18 protein-coding genes are annotated in these 19,292 nt (G+C 28.2%); 2 read left to right on the top strand and 16 right to left on the bottom strand.

Translation table 11 applies throughout. From position 1 onward, the window contains the following. Nucleotides 1–22 precede the first annotated feature (22 nt). From rlmE to rplU, 5 genes are all read right to left on the bottom strand, one after another. Nucleotides 23–652: a 23S rRNA (uridine(2552)-2'-O)-methyltransferase RlmE gene (gene rlmE / locus M9400_RS01260; RefSeq protein WP_250232620.1), complete on the bottom strand. Its 630-nt coding sequence runs from the start codon at nucleotides 650–652 to the stop codon at nucleotides 23–25. 385 nt (nucleotides 653–1,037) lie between these two features. After that, the gene (gene greA, locus M9400_RS01255) at nucleotides 1,038–1,514 is read right to left on the bottom strand and encodes a transcription elongation factor GreA (protein ID WP_250232619.1); all 477 of its coding nucleotides are present in this window, start codon (nucleotides 1,512–1,514) and stop codon (nucleotides 1,038–1,040) included. 295 nt (nucleotides 1,515–1,809) lie between these two features. Further along, nucleotides 1,810–2,817, bottom strand: coding sequence for an Obg family GTPase CgtA (cgtA, locus tag M9400_RS01250; RefSeq protein WP_250232618.1), 1,008 nt, complete (start codon nucleotides 2,815–2,817; stop codon nucleotides 1,810–1,812). A 580-nt stretch (nucleotides 2,818–3,397) separates the two neighbouring features. Further along, nucleotides 3,398–3,658 (bottom strand): 50S ribosomal protein L27, encoded by a 261-nt coding sequence (gene rpmA, locus M9400_RS01245; RefSeq protein ID WP_250232617.1) that lies wholly within the window; start codon nucleotides 3,656–3,658, stop codon nucleotides 3,398–3,400. Next, on the bottom strand, nucleotides 3,648–4,001 hold the full coding sequence (gene rplU / locus M9400_RS01240) for a 50S ribosomal protein L21 (protein WP_250232616.1): 354 nt from the start codon (nucleotides 3,999–4,001) through the stop codon (nucleotides 3,648–3,650). The genes rpmA and rplU overlap by 11 nt, the downstream gene beginning before the upstream one ends. Before the next feature lie 230 nt (nucleotides 4,002–4,231). Here rplU and ispB point away from each other — a divergent pair, with 230 nt between their 5' ends. Together ispB and ppa are read left to right on the top strand one after the other, a co-directional pair. Continuing rightward, the gene (gene ispB, locus M9400_RS01235) at nucleotides 4,232–5,203 is read left to right on the top strand and encodes an octaprenyl diphosphate synthase (RefSeq protein WP_250232615.1); all 972 of its coding nucleotides are present in this window, start codon (nucleotides 4,232–4,234) and stop codon (nucleotides 5,201–5,203) included. A 243-nt stretch (nucleotides 5,204–5,446) separates the two neighbouring features. Continuing rightward, nucleotides 5,447–5,980 carry an inorganic diphosphatase gene (gene ppa / locus M9400_RS01230; protein WP_250232614.1) on the top strand — a complete coding sequence of 178 codons (534 nt, stop codon included), beginning with the start codon at nucleotides 5,447–5,449 and terminating at the stop codon, nucleotides 5,978–5,980. Nucleotides 5,981–6,040: 60 nt separating this feature from the next. Here ppa and tamB read toward each other — a convergent pair whose 3' ends face one another. The 11 genes from tamB to hflK form a co-directional block, all read right to left on the bottom strand. After that, the gene (gene tamB / locus M9400_RS01225) at nucleotides 6,041–9,877 is read right to left on the bottom strand and encodes an autotransporter assembly complex protein TamB (protein WP_250232613.1); all 3,837 of its coding nucleotides are present in this window, start codon (nucleotides 9,875–9,877) and stop codon (nucleotides 6,041–6,043) included. Then, nucleotides 9,874–11,382: an autotransporter assembly complex protein TamA gene (locus tag M9400_RS01220; RefSeq protein ID WP_250232612.1), complete on the bottom strand. Its 1,509-nt coding sequence runs from the start codon at nucleotides 11,380–11,382 to the stop codon at nucleotides 9,874–9,876. The genes tamB and M9400_RS01220 overlap by 4 nt, the downstream gene beginning before the upstream one ends. A 50-nt stretch (nucleotides 11,383–11,432) precedes the next feature. Continuing rightward, nucleotides 11,433–11,606 carry a hypothetical protein gene (locus M9400_RS01215; RefSeq protein WP_250232611.1) on the bottom strand — a complete coding sequence of 58 codons (174 nt, stop codon included), beginning with the start codon at nucleotides 11,604–11,606 and terminating at the stop codon, nucleotides 11,433–11,435. 367 nt (nucleotides 11,607–11,973) lie between these two features. Then, entirely contained in the window at nucleotides 11,974–12,729 is a 756-nt protein-coding gene (gene cysQ / locus M9400_RS01210; RefSeq protein ID WP_250232686.1) for a 3'(2'),5'-bisphosphate nucleotidase CysQ, read from the bottom strand. A 224-nt stretch (nucleotides 12,730–12,953) separates the two neighbouring features. Next, nucleotides 12,954–13,424, bottom strand: coding sequence for a 50S ribosomal protein L9 (gene rplI, locus M9400_RS01205; RefSeq protein WP_250232610.1), 471 nt, complete (start codon nucleotides 13,422–13,424; stop codon nucleotides 12,954–12,956). Nucleotides 13,425–13,480: 56 nt separating this feature from the next. After that, nucleotides 13,481–13,705, bottom strand: a complete 225-nt coding sequence (gene rpsR / locus M9400_RS01200; RefSeq protein WP_250232685.1) for a 30S ribosomal protein S18 — start codon at nucleotides 13,703–13,705, stop codon at nucleotides 13,481–13,483. A gap of 222 nt (nucleotides 13,706–13,927) precedes the next feature. Beyond that, a complete protein-coding gene (gene rpsF, locus M9400_RS01195; RefSeq protein ID WP_250232609.1) occupies nucleotides 13,928–14,281 on the bottom strand; it encodes a 30S ribosomal protein S6 in 354 nt (117 codons plus the stop codon). A gap of 215 nt (nucleotides 14,282–14,496) precedes the next feature. Then, complete coding sequence (rlmB, locus tag M9400_RS01190) at nucleotides 14,497–15,240, bottom strand: 23S rRNA (guanosine(2251)-2'-O)-methyltransferase RlmB (protein WP_250232684.1); 744 nt, start codon at nucleotides 15,238–15,240, stop codon at nucleotides 14,497–14,499. Nucleotides 15,241–15,512: 272 nt separating this feature from the next. Next, nucleotides 15,513–16,811: an adenylosuccinate synthase gene (locus M9400_RS01185; protein WP_250232608.1), complete on the bottom strand. Its 1,299-nt coding sequence runs from the start codon at nucleotides 16,809–16,811 to the stop codon at nucleotides 15,513–15,515. Between the two features lie 118 nt (nucleotides 16,812–16,929). Then, nucleotides 16,930–17,958 carry a protease modulator HflC gene (gene hflC / locus M9400_RS01180; protein WP_250232607.1) on the bottom strand — a complete coding sequence of 343 codons (1,029 nt, stop codon included), beginning with the start codon at nucleotides 17,956–17,958 and terminating at the stop codon, nucleotides 16,930–16,932. Further along, complete coding sequence (gene hflK, locus M9400_RS01175; protein WP_250232606.1) at nucleotides 17,959–19,251, bottom strand: FtsH protease activity modulator HflK; 1,293 nt, start codon at nucleotides 19,249–19,251, stop codon at nucleotides 17,959–17,961. Between the last annotated feature and the right edge of the window lie 41 nt (nucleotides 19,252–19,292).

The following is a 19,292-nucleotide window of genomic DNA, read 5'->3' as shown; positions in this document are numbered from 1 at the left end:
GACATGTTACATAATATGTCAATTATATTTTACGTTTTTTCGCTACAATATAGACTTCACGAGAATGAGACCTAGAAGCATCTGGTTTACGGATTTTCACTATGTTAAATAAAGAGCGCACATCATACATGTATTTATCCCACCCCTTGCCCTGAAAAACTTTCACTAAAAAATCTCCTCCATACATTAAGATATCACGACATATATTTAATGCTACATTTCCAAGATATATAGATTGGTTCACATCAATTATTGAGATACCGGTTATATTGGGAGACATATCAGATAGAACAACATGAACCTTTTTCTGTCCTATCCATTCACGCAATATTTTAAAAACATTAGGATCAGAGCAATCTCCTTGTAAAAAATCTACCCCAGAAATTTTACGCATAGGTAATACATCACACGCTATAACGCGTCCTGTATTACCTATTTTATTTTTTACATACGTCGCCCATCCGCCAGGCGCTGACCCTAAATCTATTACTGTCATTCCGGAAGCAATTAACATATCCATATGATTTATTGCATCTAATTTAAACCAAGACCGTGATCGCAGTTTTAGTTTTCGTGCTTCTATCACATATCGATCCTTACAATATTTTTGTAACCACCTTGAAGAATATACAGAACGTTTTTTATTTACCATATTAGGTTATTTCTTAAATATTTTGCATAAATAATATTGATAAAATAAGGATAACTAATATTTTTTAATCTTACTTAAATGAAAATTAAAATTTTTATATAAAAATTAATTAATCTTTTAACTATATATCTAATCTAAATACCGTGTTAAACATTACAAAAATATACAGATCAAAATAAATCTTGAAATATAAATTAATAAATACCCCAAAGAATACAAAAACTAAAAACAATAAATCTTATCAATAACATCACTACATCATATACTTTAACTATAATATTAATTAATATAAATTATATAATAAATAAAATTTAAACTTTTCAATTATAAAATCACTATTTTGTAAAATTTTTTAGAAAAAACGTAATTTTTACAGCATATTATTTCAATAATATTTAATCTGAATTATTTTGTATTTTATCTTCCCTGTTGGAGTATCAATCTCAATAACATCTCCTGCTTTATGACCGATTAAACCTCTAGCAATAGGAGAATTAATAGAAACCGTATTTTCTTTAAGGTTTGCTTCATCATCCCCTACAATACTATATGTTCGTCTATGTGCTGTATCTAAATTTTCAATATTAACTGTAGCTCCAAAAACTATTTTATTGTTAGTAATTAATTTTGTGACATCTATAATATGCGCATGAGAAAGCTTAGATTCTATTTCTTGAATGCGCCCTTCACAAAAACCCTGTTGCTCACGGGCAGCATTATATTCAGAATTTTCTTTTAAATCACCATGCTCACGTGCTTCAGAAATATTTCTTATAATTTCTGGACGACGAATATTTTTTAAATAATCCAATTCTTTTCTCAATCTTTCAGCTCCACGTAAAGTCATCGGTACATACTTCATGGCTTACCTTCATCATATTACATATGTTTTCAAAAAATAAATTCTTATCTGTATATAATGTTTACATTATAAATCATATAATACAATTTAATTAAAATGTATTCTCTAATACAGATATTTAATATTATAAAGAACATCACTCTCTATAACGAAACATCATACAGATAAAATACTATGGTATAAACATTTTACATCCAATAGTATATTCAGTTTATTATTTTAAAATATAAACAAAATCACATTAATCCGACTACTTTATTGCATTATCTTACATATATATTATAGAAATTTATTCTTAATTTTTACCGTGATAAATAATAAACTTCATGATGCTATCGCACAACAATGATATATTCGTATTATGTGTCGAAGATATAGAATAATAACGGCCTTTCCACTGTAAAGAACTAATGATATATTTAATCTTTTTTTCTACTACATATTGCTCTAATAAATCTATTTTATTAAATATTAGCCAACACGGTTTGCAAATCAATTTTTTATTGTAGTTATTTAACTCATGTCTAATAGTAATAATATTTTCTAACGGATCAGAATTATCCAAAGGCGCAATATCAATAAAATGCAATAATATTTGGCAATGTTCTAGATGCTTTAAAAACCTCATTCCTAATCCTGAACCATTAGAAGCTCCTTTAATAATACCAGGAATATCTGCAATAACAAATCTATCATAATCATTAATCTGTACTACGCCTAAATACGGTACTAATGTAGTAAATGGATAATCTGCTACTTTTGGTTTCGCTGATGATACTACACGTATAAAACTAGATTTTCCGGAATTAGGTAATCCAAGTATTCCGACGTCCGCTATCAGAAGTAATTCTAAATTCAAGTGTTGAAATTCTCCCGTCTCCCCATGTGTGCTACAAAGTTTTTTGTGTCGTAGAAAATACTTAAAATGTCCATTCCCAAAGCCATGACGGCCTCCCTTAGCTACCATTAAACATTTTTTATGACTGTCAATTTCTCCTAATAATTTATTTGTTTTTTTATCACTCACTCTAGTTCCGCATGGAACTTTTATAAAAATATCTTTGCCTCTTTTACCAGTACAACCTCGACTACGGCCACATTGTCCATTCCCAGCTTTAAAAATATGATGAAAATGAAAATAATTTAAAGTGTTTATATTAGGATCTGCTAATAACCAAACATTACCTCCGTCTCCTCCATTACTACCATTAGGTTTTTTTAAAAAAGAGCCTCCCTTTCTTGTTTTTTTAAAACTAACGCAACCACGTCCTCCATTTCCAGCAACAACTGTAATGTCAGTCATATCAATAAATCTCATAATATACCTCTATACATATCGCCTAAATCTTAGGAAGCATGTAGATATAACCTCTCATTCAATAAATTTAATATAAATTTATAAAATAATTAATTCTATTTCATATTGTTAAATCATATTTCCAGTATTTTCCATTTTATATGTTGCAAATGCACCATTTTTACAATGTAATAAAATTATCACTACAGACAGTCTGAAAGTATCAAAAATTACTATAATCCTAATAAATATAATCGATAATATATGTACAACCAAATCAAATATTAACGTAAATTTATTTTTAATTAATCTTATAAACTATAAATTATTCAACATCACAGATTTTAATATTCACCATATCTATCATGTATACCATGGTATATTATTACTTTTCTATAAAAATTTATGCCTATATTTAGGATTATTTTTAATTTTAATCTATCTAAAAGTCTGTATTACAGAGACATCAGCGCTAATACAACTGTGACTTTAGCTATAAAATATAACTAAAACTTCATGCTAAACTAATTTATTTAGATCAAATTAAAATTTAATACAAATATAACATCACTAAAATCACACTACTTTATTCGTTAGCAATAATACTAATAAACCTACGACTAGACACTCCCTTTTTTTCAAACAAAACTTTCCCAGTCTTTAAAGCAAAGAGAGTATAATCTCTTCCGCAGCCTACATGTTTTCCTGGATGAAACGTATTACCACGTTGGCGTACAATAATAGTACCTGAAGACACAAATTCTCCTCCAAAACGTTTAATTCCTAAACGCTTACTATGTGAATCCCGACCATTACGAGTAGAGCCCCCAGCTTTTTTATGTGCCATTTTTATTCCTTATTTCTTGATTATTTAAATTATCACTGTTTATGCTTGTTATTTTTATTTTTGTAAAACACTGACGATGTCCTTGGAATTTACGAAAATGTTTACGACGACGAAATTTAATAATCTCTATCTTTCGATCGATATTTTGCTCTACAATTTCCGCTATCACTTTTCCTTCTTTTACGAAAGGATACCCTATTTGAAGGCAATCATTACATTTAATAAGCAATATTTGATTAAATTCAACTTGATTACCAACATTAACATCAATCTTTTCTACATTAATTATTTGACCTGCAGTAACACGATACTGTTTACTACCAATTTGAAAAACCGCATACATAAATAATGATCCATCTCTCGTTTATAATCTGATATTATTTCTATGTATGTTCTTATACATTAAAAAAGAATGTTTCTCAACCACAATAGTAAATAATTATTATTAATAATAATTAATAATAATAATAAAAAATTACCATATGTATTATTTATGGAATATCTATATATGATACCCGTTAACTTCATATATATATACATATTACTTGACACTTAATAGTTACAATAATATCAATGAATATCACTCAAATATCCAAATTGACTGAACAAGATATGATAGATGTAAATGCAGAAATTCGCGTGCGATTAGCATCTGAAATTACTTTAATCAACGAACTTATTCAATATATTATTAATAGTGGGGGAAAACGAATTCGACCAATGATTACCTTGTTAACTGCAAGAGCCTTACACTATAATAAAACACAACATGTCATTATTGCTACATTAATAGAATTTATTCATACTGCCACTTTATTACATGATGATGTAGTAGATAAATCACATATGAGACGCGGTAAAATTACTACTAATGTGATTTTTGGAAATGCTGCTAGCGTGTTAGTAGGTGATTTTATATATACACGAGCATTCCAAATGATGACAGAATTAGAATCTTTACGAATATTGTCATTGATGGCAGACGCTGTTAATATAATTGCAAAAGGAGAAATATTACAATTAACAAATTGTAATGATCCAAGTATTACCATAGATAGTTATATGAAAATTGTTTATAGTAAAACTGCTCGTTTATTTGAAGTAGCTTCTCAATCATCTGCCATTTTAGCTAATGCTGATATTTATCAAGAAAAAGCATTGCGTAATTACGGACGATATGTAGGCACTGCTTTTCAATTAATTGATGATTTATTAGATTATTCTGCTCCAGAAACAATATTTGGAAAAAATATTGGAAATGATTTAAATGAAGGAAAACCTACTCTTCCTCTACTACATGCTATCCATCATAGTACCCCAAAACAAGCATCGCTTATATGTCATGCCATTAAACAAGGCAATAATCGTCATTTATTAGGTATAATTCTAGATACAATGCGTCAATACGGATCATTAGAATACACTCGAAAATGTGCTGAAATAGAAATTAAAAAAGCCATTTCTTGTCTTAATATTTTACCCATTTCTCCTTATCGAAAAGCATTAGCAAGTTTAGCTACTTATATAATTCAACGGATTCATTAGTTATTATTTTTAGAATAACAAATATAATTAATATTCAAGAATTAGATATATAAGAATATTAAGTGATAATTATTCTCCAAAAGTAATGTGAAATACTGTTTTTTAATAACATATGATATATGATTATCACTACGATAAGTAAAACAATATAATATTGGTGAACATATTAAAAATAAAACATAAATAACAATACATATTGTTATTTACTAAAATTAATCACTTGCAGATATAAGGCAACCGTACATGTATTTAAACCAAATCCCAGCTGGAAAAAATATTCCAGAAGATATATATGTTATTATTGAAATCCCGGCTAATTCTTATCCAATTAAATATGAAATTGATAAAAAAACAGGAACAATATTCGTTGATCGTTTTTTATTAACACCTATGTTTTACCCTTGTAATTATGGCTACATCAATCAGACTTTATCATTAGATGGCGATCCAGTAGATGTGTTGGTTCCTACTCCATATCCTTTACAATCAGGTTGCGTAATACATTGCCGACCTATAGGTATGCTCAACATGATAGATGAATCTGGTAACGACGCTAAAATAATTGCAGTACCTCGTAGTAAAATATCAGAACAGTATTCATTAATACAAGATATAAATGATTTACCAAGTTTACTGCGTAATCAAATAAATCATTTTTTCAAAAATTACAAAGATTTAGACTCTGGAAAATGGGTTAAAATAAAAAACTGGGAAAACAACAATGCTGCTAAAACAGAAATTTTAAAGGCTTTTGAACGTTTTAAAAAGATCACATAATTTTTATATTTCTATCATGCAATTTTTAATTAAATCTTGAGGATATATAAGTTAAAATCATCAAAAATCAAATTTATATAATAAGTCAAGCGCTTGATTGCTTCCAGATGCTGCTTCTAAATACAATTGTGAACATAAACAATAACGTACGGTTATTGTCGTCAATAAATCAAAAATACTTATTCCATATTTAATTTGTAAACCAGGAGCTATATATCCACTTATCGCAACTAACGGCGTGGTTCCAATGATATCTTGAGTATTTAATGCTAAATCTTGTACACCAAATATTTTTCCTATTTTGTTAAAAAACTGCTCACTATTTTTGACACTTGCTCCAATTAAAAAAGATGTTATTATACTTGCATCCGTATTAAAAAGTATAAAATTTCTATTATCACCCAATAAATAAGATACTATTTCTTGTGGAGGAAATAACGAAGAAGTAGAGAAAACTTCTAATTTTGGTTGATCAAAAATACCAGTAATTCGTATACCAACTATATTTCTATTGCTAATATTAGATGAATTACAGATTGCTTCAATATCAAGATATGGTTGATTTATTGATCCAGAAAATAGTAGGTGCCCTTTTTTTATCATCAAATTTTGTCCATATGCTTGAAAATAACCAGACAGCATATCAATACGCCCTGTTAAAAGTAAATTATTTCTATTACATCCAATTTCTAAGTTACCTTTTAATTTAGTGCATAAGCCCAATCCATTAAAATTCACATCATTACCAAGAGACACAGTAATATTAGAATAAATAGAAATACATAAATTTTTAGATTTATCTAAAATAGGTTCAAAATTATTATCTAATAAAATTTCTTCTGCAGACGCTCTAACTATATTTCTTGAGGGTTCTTTAACTTCAATATGAGCCCAAGGAATTTCTATATTTCCTCTCAAATGAATTTTTTCCGTAGTCATCATACAAGTAATATTAGGAGAGATTTTCATCTTTATTTTTGGAGAAATGCAAAAATTAATTTGGTTTCCCCATATTCTGAAAAATGCACGGATATTACGAATAAAATTAAAATTAGCAATATCGCCATTTAAGTTTAACTTACTTCCATTATCTGTATTCATTGTTCCATTTACTGTAGCATAATCCCCAAAAAATCTTATAAATAATTGACCATTTTTTACAAAAAACGGTGTATCAGGTTTATTAATATTAAAATTTTGTAGTTGAGCAGAACCGTAAATTTTTAGGTGACGTGCGAATCCATAAAAATTAATATTTAAATTCAACAATCCATCTATAGGTTCCCTTAATGAAATTAATGAACGACAAAAAGGAAATAATGAGGTATTTTTAATCTGTATATTGCCCGTTATTTTAGATGTATTATGCAATTCGGTTATTTTAAACGATCCATAATTTTGATCGTAATTACCAAAATTTATGAACCATGTACAATATGAAGTAACTGGCATTAATATAATTCTTACGGTGACTTTATTTATTTTAATTGAATTTATTTCTCTATCTTCAATAGAAGATTTAATATTGCATTGTTTTCCTGAAAACAAAATTGTACCCTTAGGCAATCGTTCTCCTACTATCCAAGAACAGTTCGATAGATATATACGAACAGTATGTATATTTATTAATTCTGGCAATAAAATTTTTAAAGAAACTACATTAAAACTTTTAAGCAAACCATCTATTTTATTTAAAATATTTGTTTTTAAAACATTAGAAATAGGAATTGTATAATTAATAATTTCCCAATAATGCGAATCAAAAATAATTTTTTGTGTTGAATGTTGATAAGTGAGAACGATATCTTGCATTAATTTCCATGTTCCTATTGTAGTCATAATGCTAGTTTTATTAATTCTGCTATACCAAGTTTTATTTAAAAAATCCAGATTCCCACAAAATTTTATTTCTCCAGACAACTTATCATCACAGGCTGTTAAATGTAAATAATGTTGTTTAATATTTCCTTGTCCTTGCATTATTATTTGACGTAACGACAAAAATCCACACCGCATTTTATCTGTTTGTAAAAAAAATTTACTTTGCATCATATTATCACGATAAATATCGCTCTTGATCATTATCTTATTAATATTAAGATTCTTCTCTCTCCAATTCAAAGAAAATATATCAATATTTGATAATAATCTAAGATATTTAATAGGTCCATATAATTTAAATTTTCCATATACACTACCACTTAATCCAAGCGCAACTACATTGCAATCTGGTGCTGCAAGTGTAGCATTTAAAACAGAATCTTTTTTTAAGTCTCCCTGTATTTCTAACGAATTAGGTCCCCATTTTATTAATAATGCCGGGATTTTCCATTCACCAAATGAGTTACTATAGAACGCACCTGTACATGAGATATTACTATCTGCTATACTTCCTTTAAGATTTAAATCAGATACTCTAATATCCCAAGCATTGGAATGTAAACGTCCTTGAGTAACGATATTTCCTGACAATTTGATTGGATTTTTAAACCATTTTTGAAAAAAACTAACTTTATTTAATAAAAATACACTATTCCAACTAATCATATTAGTCCAATTAATAACTCCTTGCATATTAAAATATCCGTCTGACATTGTTGCTTTTAATTTAGAAATAGTACAACTGTTAATATTTCCTCGAGCGTTCATGATGATATGTGCTGCTGAAAATTTGATACTACTTAATTGTAATGTTATTTGAATACAATAACTTTGTATTTTACCGTTTAAACATAAATTAATATCTTCTATTAAATAATCATCTATTCCTAAAAAAGAAAGCGGTATTTTTCTACCAACTATAGATATGCCTATAGGTATACCAAATTGCATCATATTAATTTTTAATAATACGTGTACTGTAGAAACAACACCTAAAAAATCACAACGAAGACATATGTCATTGTATAATTCTCCAGTGAGAATTAATTTTATTTTATTTATATTCTGATTTTTTATCTTATCAGAAGAGTTATTGGCGCTGGAAGCATCATACACAATATAATTGGCCGTAATATTTATTGGATAATATTCCTTAAATATTACATTTCCTATCGCATTAAAATACCCATATGGTAATTTAATATTTAATTTTAAATTTGCCGCCTGATCATGTAAATATGTCCGAAAATAAAAATGATTAATAGTATAATAATTACGATAATTATCGAAAATATAAACATTCTCTCCTTCTACATCTTTTAGAATTAAATTTACAGGAATCTTAAAAGAAGACAATTCCATTAATAATTTACTAGATAATGATTTAAGTAAACACTTTACATCCAATTGGCTACTATATTTATATATGTTTATTATATTAGTTTTTATATTTGACATATTTACATTAGAAACATTTAAAACTGCTCCTTTGATACATACGGGTAAAACCGTTAATAAATTATCTTGAAATGTTAACCCAGTATCCAATGTTTTTAATTTAAATATAATATTATTTGAAATAATATGAATATTATTCAATACCATTTTTTTTAGTATTATAGGAAACGGAAAAGAAAAAATATTTTCTATTTTTATTTTTTTATATCTCTCATTTTCTTGGTTGTCAGTATCTGCTTTTTTTATTTTTATAAAAACATTTTTCAAAAAAAGATGATCAATATATATCTGCTTATTCCATATATATTTTAGATTTAATAAAATATTACATTGATCAATATCAATTATACCTATCGACGTTTTATAGACTATATGGGTTATATTAAAATTACCCCAAGTACCAGAAACAGAATCAAATGTTAACCCGGGGATATAATAGGAAATTCCTGTAAGAGTTAGATATGTTCCAGTATTAGTACCTAACAAAAACATAAAAACTCCACATATTGTTGCTATCCATAATAAGAAAATCAAATAGATTTTCTTTATAAAAATCATAAATCTGGTCCTAAATTAACATATAAATATAAAAACTGATGATTTATTTTCCCTCTATGTATTAATGGAGTTGCCAGATCTAATTTTATAAGACCTACCGGAAATTGCCAACGTACTCCAATACCCATACCAGATCTGAAATTATTCCATTTAATATTATTAGTAATCTCTCCTACATCCATAAAAATAACTCCCCACCATTTACTAATCAAATTATATTGATATTCAAATGTAGTAGTAATCAATTTAGCAGCAACATTTGTATAACATTTAGAGTTATCATAAGGATCTAAATATTTATATCCACGAATGCCACTATCTGTACTAGAAAAAAAACGTAACATTGAATTAATAAATAAGAAATTATTAGTATCTATCCAACTTAGATTCCCACGAACTAAAATGCGATGTTTTTTTAATACTGTTCGAATCCAAATATTTTGAGCCTGCACAGCAACAAAATTAATATCTGATTTCCAACAATTATTAGATATATTGATTGAATAACGCTGACTATCCCCCCAATACGGCATTACTTCCCCGCGCTTACGAATACGATGTATACTTATTCCTGGATAAATTAACATTATATCTTTAGTAATATGATTATTATTATGATGATTAAGATACCAATGTATATTAATTGCGCGTTGCCACTTGTGGGAACAATTCCAATAACGAGCCATATTTATAGTTATAATGCTAGACTGAATATTATGTGTATCTTCATGTATTAACCCTCCCTGTAATAAATAATATTGTTCCAATGGGTTACGAAGAAGTGGAATCTTATAACTTAAATCAATAACTTGTTCTGAAGTAGACAAACTAAAATTATTTTCTAAACTGTGTCCATATGAATTAATCCACGGTTTTTTCCAAATTATTTTAGTGCGTGGACCTGTTTCCATACTGTAACCAGATCCAGTTTCAAAACTGTTTTTAGAGCAAGGATAAAACAAAACATCTAATATTAATTTTTTTTTTTGTTGACAACGTATATAATCTGAAGAAATCGATACTGATTCAAACCAATTAGTAGAAGAGAATCGGCGATTTAATTCCATAACAGACGCTGCATTATAATATTCTCCTGAATGTATATTAGATATATTTTTTAAATAATCTTCTTTAATCTGACTCCCATGAAATTTAATTTTTTCGACAAAATAACGTTGTCCACTATAAAAATCTATGTTCCAAATACTTCGATAAAGTGAAGGTATAACAATAAGTTGACTATTTTGGAATGTAGCATCAAAATATCCTTTAAATAAAGCTAAATTATAAAGTTTATTTTTCAATTGTTCATAGTCACTATGTTTTAATCTTGTTCCAATAAAAGATTTGCTATCTTTTATCATTTGCTGATAATCATGATCTTTTCTACCATCTCCATGTATAACAATATTTACCTCAGTAATCATAATTGGAGACCCAGGTTCAATTTTAATGACTAGTAGATCAGATTGTTTATTGTAAGATTTAAATGAAGAAAAAATCAACGTTGGATTATAATAACCTAATGGACGTAACCCAGCTCTAACTGCGTTGTCTATTTTTTTTTAAAATCTATATCTACATACTTGCAGTCAGTATTAATACCAGATAATTTCTTACGTACATTGTAATTTAATTCACCATCTAGCCCTTCTATTATTATATTAATATCACTATTACATATCAATGGTATAAAAAAATAAACTATCAAACATGATCTCAGCATCATATATTTTTTAAGTTCCTTGAGCATGTATTAAATCCTGGAATATATTAAATTTCTAGATGAAACAATAAAATATTATGTTAACAAATATAATTTTTATTTATGAAACACCCTTGTAAAACACCTTATTTCATTTTATATCTATTAAGTATACATACATATATATTCATTTATTTTTTCTATAACATATGATTATTGCTGATAATTAATACGCAAAACTCAGTATTCCGTTCTTCTTAGAAAATCACTATTATTTTATAGTAATAACTCTTCTAAATAATATCAAAAATTAAAATTTAAATACTAACAAACATTATATATATCTATATCAATTTATATAGACAGTAAAAATACAGACATACAATACAAATTAATATGATGAAACTTGAAAACCTGGATTTAAAAAAGATCGATTTATATTTCTATAATGTAAAGAATTTCCTTCCCAATCATTAATTATAGCACCAGCTGCTTTAGCGATAACATGCCCAGCAGCTGTATCCCAAATTTTAGTACAAGAAAACCTCGGATAGAAATGTACGCTACCTTCTGCTATTAAACAAAATTTAAACGATGAGCCAATATTAATAATTTTATAATTTTTAAATTTTTTTAAATAATTATATAAATGATGTTGATCATAATTGACATCATTACGACTCATCACTATCATTGGATAACTAGATGTGCGAACTGCAATATTTATACGTTCTCTTCTATAATTAATCTTCCATACCTTTCCATTATCTGCTGCGTATAGCAGATCATACGCGGGGACATACACTACTCCCATAATAGGTTGACCGTATTCTATGAAGGCTATATTCACAGTGAATGCACCGTTTCGTAATAAAAACTCTTTTGTTCCATCTAAAGGATCTATCAACCAAAAACAACTTCCATCTCTACATGCTTGCCATTCAGTAATATCCTCTTCAGATAACACTGGAATTTCAGGTGTCAAACTTCGTAATGAACACATGATAATCTTATGAGAGAGCAAATCAGCATTAGTTACAGGGGATTTATCTAACTTTTTGTACGCATCTAACTTTGAATTCCCATTATAAATCTTCATGATTTCTGCTCCAGCTGCACGAGCAATATAACTTACTTTTTCAATCATTCCATAATGAAATAGCATAATACATTTCCTGATAACCTTTTATACACGCCATAATATAAATCATAAATACATATTAATAATCTATTTATAGAAAGAAACTACGTTTAATCATGAATAATTACACATACAACAATTTTTAATCAAAATAAAAGATACACAAATTTTGTTATATATATTTTTAGAATAAATATATATATAACAAAATTTGTTTGCATCATTCATAATCACTTATTCTTTGTAATCTGACTGACAATAACAACGTCTATTCTAGCAAAAACATCATTATAAATATGTATATTTATATTATACGTGCCAGTACTTCTCAATACATTATGATTAGGCAACCTAATCTGAGATTTAAAAACTTTTAACCCAGAAGCTGTTGTAATTGCGTCAGCAATGTCGCGAGAACCTATAGAACCAAATAATTTTCCTTCCACCCCTGATCTAGCTGTAATAGTAATACTCTTTAATTTGTTAATGGTTTCTGCACAAAGTTCAGCTTTAGTCTGCATTTCTATTGCTTTATTTTTCAACTCAAGTTGTTTTGCTTTAAATATTGCGATATTATCTTTTGTAGCCGGCATTGCTTTATATTTTGGTATCAAAAAATTACGAGCATAACCCGATTTCACTGTAATTTCTGATCCCATAGTTCCAAGCTTATCAACATCATCAATCAAAATAATTTTCATTGTTATCCCAATTTTTTGATACCAAAATCACATTAATCTACATGAATTCTGAATGATTAATGATGATCAGTATACGGTAACAAAGACAAATAACGTGCTCTCTTGATGGCACGAGCTAATTGTCTTTGGTATTTTGCTCTCGTTCCAGTAATTCTGCTTGGAATAATCTTTCCGCTTTCTATAATAGAATGTTGTATTGTAACAAGATCTTTATAATCAATACTAATACACTTTTCTGCCGTAAACCTACAAAACTTACGATGACGTACAAATCGCCCCATAATTAACTCCATATTTAATTATACATTCTTCTATATTTAATTAAATTAATATAACATTATATTTATCCAATGCAGTATATAATAACGTGTTTCTATAGTTTTAATTGTTATTGATTACTAAAAATTCATGAACATTTTATTAAATAAATATAATTTTTAACATATTTTTAAATAAAACGTTTAACTTATTTTTTGTATTAAAATATATATTTTAATACTTTACTACGTGTTACTAACACGGCGCTCTTGATTTTCTTCTTTCCTCTTCATCATAGGAGAGGGATCAGATATTGCACATTTAGTTCGCATGATCATACTGCGTATGATAAGATTATTAAAACGAAAAGCATTATTTAATTCTTTCATAATATTTTGCGATACCTCTATATTCAGTAATATATAATAAGCTTTACTAAATTTATTAATTGGATAAGCTAATTGACGACGTCCCCAGTTTTCAATACGATTAATTTTTCCTTTAGAATTTATAATTATTTCTGTATAATTATTAATTATACTAGATATTTGTTCACTGCAGTCAGGATTAACCATAAAAACTATTTCATAATGACGCATGCTTTATTCCTTCCATTCTAAAATATTTTTATTCATTTAATTAATAACATTCTTAAAAAATAATAGGACAGTTATATTTTATTCTATGCAATTTTATATAAACAAAAATTATATATAAATTGTTAACCTTTTATGATTAAAACCACATATCTTAAATAATAATATATATCCATATGATAATTATATAGTTAAAACACATATATATTAAACCATTACTATTTATACTTCCCGCGTTGTCTTAACGCTTCAAACAAACATATTCCTGTAGCCACTGAAACATTCAATGATGTAGCAGCTCCTAACATTGGAATAGTAATTAATTCATCGCAATATTTTTGAGTCAAACGACGAATACCTTTTCCTTCAGAACCCATTACGAAAGCTAATGGTTTAATTAATTCAGTATTAAAAATAAGACGTTTAGATTGCATTATAGTACCAACAATCCAAATATTATTCTCTTGAAGTAATTGCAATGTCCTAATCAAATTAGTTACTTGCATAAAAGGTATATTCTCTACAGAACCACTAGCTACTTTTCTAACTGTCCCATTTAAACGAGCTGATCGATTACGGGGCGCAATAACTATATGCGCTCCGGCTGCATCTGCAGATCGTAAACATGCACCCAAATTACGTGGGTCAGTAATGCCATCTAATATCACTAATAATGGCATAGTTTTACATTTTATTAAAAAACTAGACAAATCATTTTCTTTCATACAATACTTTTGAACTATTTCAGCAACAATGCCTTGATGTAATCCTCCTTGCGATTTAATATCTAATTTCTGACGATCACATTTTTTAATATTAATTTTACATTGTTTTAATTGATCAATTAATGATTTTAAACGCAAATCTCTAGATTTCTGTATAATATACACAGATAAAATCTGTTTTGAATTATTATCTAAAACAGATTTTACAGCATGTATACCGTACACTAATTCGATCATCATATTTTCTAAAATAACTCTATTTCAGTATGTAACATTGAATTAATTTTTCAAATTCTTAAAGACATAAACACAAGATAACACCTTTGATTTTATTTTATACTCTATTTGTCACCTCTAAAAATTATAAAAACATTAATTTAAAGTGATAATTGAGCAATGAAACCTAAATATTTCGCTTATTAAAACTGCGTGTTAATATAGATTCAATATATAATTATCAAACAAATAATTATCTTATTTAAATAAAATATCAGTTCCTTGTATGTTAATTAAGAATTAAACGGATTGCATAATACTATTATTGCTGAACGTTCTGAACCAGTAGAAATAATATTTATAGGAATTCCAATAATTTCTTCTATACGTCTAATATAATATTGCGCCTCTTTAGGCAGTTGGTGAAATGCCGTAATACCTACTGTACTTTTCTGCCATCCGGGTAACGTTTCATATATCGGCTCTAAATTTTCTAATTCTTCTAAAGAGCATGGAAAATTATATATCACTTCTCCATTTTTCTTACGATACGCAATACAGATTTTTATTTCTTCCAAACCATCTAAAACATCAAGTTTTGTTAAACAACACGAAAAAAAAGAATTAATTTTTACAGAATATCGTACCGCTACTGCATCAAACCAACCAGTACGACGACGACGCCCAGTAGTGGATCCAATTTCATTTCCCTTCATACATAACCAGTTACCTATATCATTCGATAGCTCTGTAGGAAAAGGGCCAAATCCAACACGAGTAGAATACGCTTTTACAACACCTAAAATATAATCAATACACCCGATCCCAATCCCTACACCAACACTTGCGCTTCCAGCAATAGTATGCGTGGATGTAACATAAGGATATGTTCCATGATCAACATCTAGTAAACTACCCTGAGCTCCTTCAAATATAACTGCATTTCCTCGTTTTATAGCATCATCTAATAATTCTGGAACATCAACAATCATATCAATTAATATATCAGATGTTGATATCACTTCATCTAAAACCACATGATAATCAATAGGTTTCACTTTATAATAATGAACTAATTGAAAATTATAATAATTGATTATATCTTGTAGTTTATTTTTAAGATTTTCTATATTATATAAATCACCCACTCGTAACGCACGTCGCGCTATTTTATCTTCATAAGCTGGCCCAATACCACACCCTGTAGTACCAATAGTTTCAGAAGCTTGACAATTTTCTCTAGCTAAATCCATTGCTACATGATAAGACAATATCAAAGGACAGGATGCAGAAATAAATATACGTTTACACGTTGATATATCTGATTTTTTCAGCATTTCTATTTCTTTTATTAAAGATACCGGCGATATTACAACCCCACTAGCAATAACAGTAGTTACATGATTATGTAAAATACCAGAAGGAACCAAATGCAAAGTAATTTTTTTTTGGCCTACTACAATAGTATGACCAGCATTATGCCCTCCTTGATAACGCACTACGTATTGCACTTGTGAAGTTAACAAATCAACTATTTTTCCTTTACCTTCATCGCCCCATTGAGCTCCTAATATAACAACACTTCTAACCATTTTTTCAAATCACCTATTAATTTAAATAATTATTTCCTATAACGATTAGGTATATAAAAAATAACAAATAATATCTGTTTATAATATATGATATGGGGTATTTATTATTCATAAGATTTTAATTGTTAACACTTGGCAGAACTTGGGGTGATTGCATAAAACGTAAAAAATCAGTTTCTGTGCTTAATACCATGAGATCATTATTATTTTTCTTAAAACTATTTTCATATGCACGCAGGGTACGTATTAACGCGTAAAATGATGGATCTTCATTGAAAGTAGTGGCATATAATTTAGCAGTTTCTGCATCAGCTTCTCCCCTAATAATTAAAGACTGACGTTTAGCTTCTGCTAAAGTACGTGTTACCTCATAATCTGCAGTAGCACGTAGTTTTTCTGCCTCTTCTCGTCCCTGGGATCTATGGCGTCTAGCAACAGCATCACGTTCTGCTCTCATACGCTGATAAATTGCATCAGATACTTCTGTTGGCAAATTAATTTGCTTAATCCGCACATCTACTATCTCAATACCCAATGCAGCCATGCTATTTGGATTGACTACATTGGAAACACGGTATTGTTTATGTTCTGAGATATCATATTTTTCTGAATTAAAATTAAAATTTTTAATATTGTTAGAGTGTGATGTCAGCGCTTCTTCTCCTGATGTGCCATGATTTAATGATGCGCGTACATCAGTCATTAATCTATTTCGTGAATCTGTTACAATACCTTGAACATTTAATCTGCCTAATTCCGATCGCAATCTATCAGAAAATTTTCGTTTTATTAATACCTCTGCTTGGGAAATATCACCCCCTCCTGTTGCTAAATAATATCGACTTAAATCACTGATACGCCATTTAATATAAGAATCAATAATTAAATCTTTTTTTTCCATAGTAACAAAGCGATCTGCTTGATTATCCATAGTTTGAATACGTGAATCTAAAATTTTTATTGTCTCAATAAATGGAATTTTTATATGTAATCCAGGATTATAGATTAATGGATTGTTATCCATATCGCGTAATACTTTACCGAAACGTAATATAATGCCTTTATGCCCCTCTTCTATTGTAAATAAAGAAAAAAACAACACTACTACTATTATACATATAACAAATGAAAAAACATTTCGTATCATTTATGACTCTCTCCCTTTACGCACAACATTAACACGTTGTGTATTAGCTTGTCTTTGATCTAAAACTTTTTTTTCAGCTATAGTATTTGCATGACAAGACAGTTGATTACTTTTTGATATTAATTGTGAATGGTCGGTATCAGAATCATTAGTAGCACATACTTTTTTAAAATTAAAAGTATCATCAGTGTTATCAATGCTATCAGAATATTCAACTTTGTCGTTATTATTTTTAATTTTCTTTACTTGACCTGAAGGTAATAATAATACATTCTGGGTATTTTTTAGGTTTATAAATATTTTTCTAGTATTACTCAACACACGCTCCATAGAATTTATATATAGTCGTTCGCGAGTAATTTCAGGAGCTGCTTTATATTCTGGCAAAATTTTTGAAAATCTTTGTACTTCTCCTTGCGCTTCTAAAATAGTGCGCGCTTTATATGCACGACCTTCTTCTAAGATACGTTGTGCTTGTCCATTGGCACGTGGTTGTACTTCATTAGCATAAGCTTCAGCTTCACGAATATACTGTTGTTCATTTTCCCTAGCGGCAATAGCGTCATCAAACGCTGCTTTTACTTCTTCTGGTGGACGAGCTGTTTGAAAGTTTACATCTAATAAAGTAATACCCATATTATAAGGATGTATCGTTTTCTCTAAAACTCTTCGAGTATCACTACGAACCACTGTACGCCCTTCAGTTAAAATACGATCCATATTATATTTACCAATAACTCCTCGCAATGCGCTGTCAGTAGCTTGACGCAAACTGTCATCAGCATCAATAACGTTAAACAAATAATTTTTAGGCTCAGTTACACGATATTGCACGTTCATCTCTACTCGAACTACATTTTCATCTGAAGTCAACATCATACCAGACGCTGCTAATTCACGTACCGATTCTACATTTACTGGAATTACAACATCAAAAAAAGTAGGCTTCCAATTTAATCCTGGTTGTACTAAATGATGATATTTTCCAAATCTTAAAATTACTCCACGCTCTGCTTCTTTAATAGTATATAAACCACTAAAAATCCATACAAAAACAATAATAATCAATATTAAAATTATAAAAAAATTTTTATTTTTAGAAAATTTTTCTATGTCTTTATTTTTATTGCTAAATATATTTAGTTTGTCATTTATTTTATTTAAGCATTTATCCGGATCTAATATGTTAAATTTAGATTTATTTTTGGAAGAAGAACTATTTACATCATTTTTATCATGATCTCCCCATGGATCATGAATATACTTATAGTTATTAAAAAAATTAAAAATCATATTTAGCCTCACATATTATATGAGTAATTTACATTATTCTT

The sequence above is a fragment of the Blochmannia endosymbiont of Camponotus sp. genome (assembly GCF_023586085.1).
Classification (GTDB): Bacteria; Pseudomonadota; Gammaproteobacteria; order Enterobacterales; family Enterobacteriaceae; genus Blochmanniella.
This window is presented reverse-complemented; position numbering and strand designations above follow the sequence as displayed.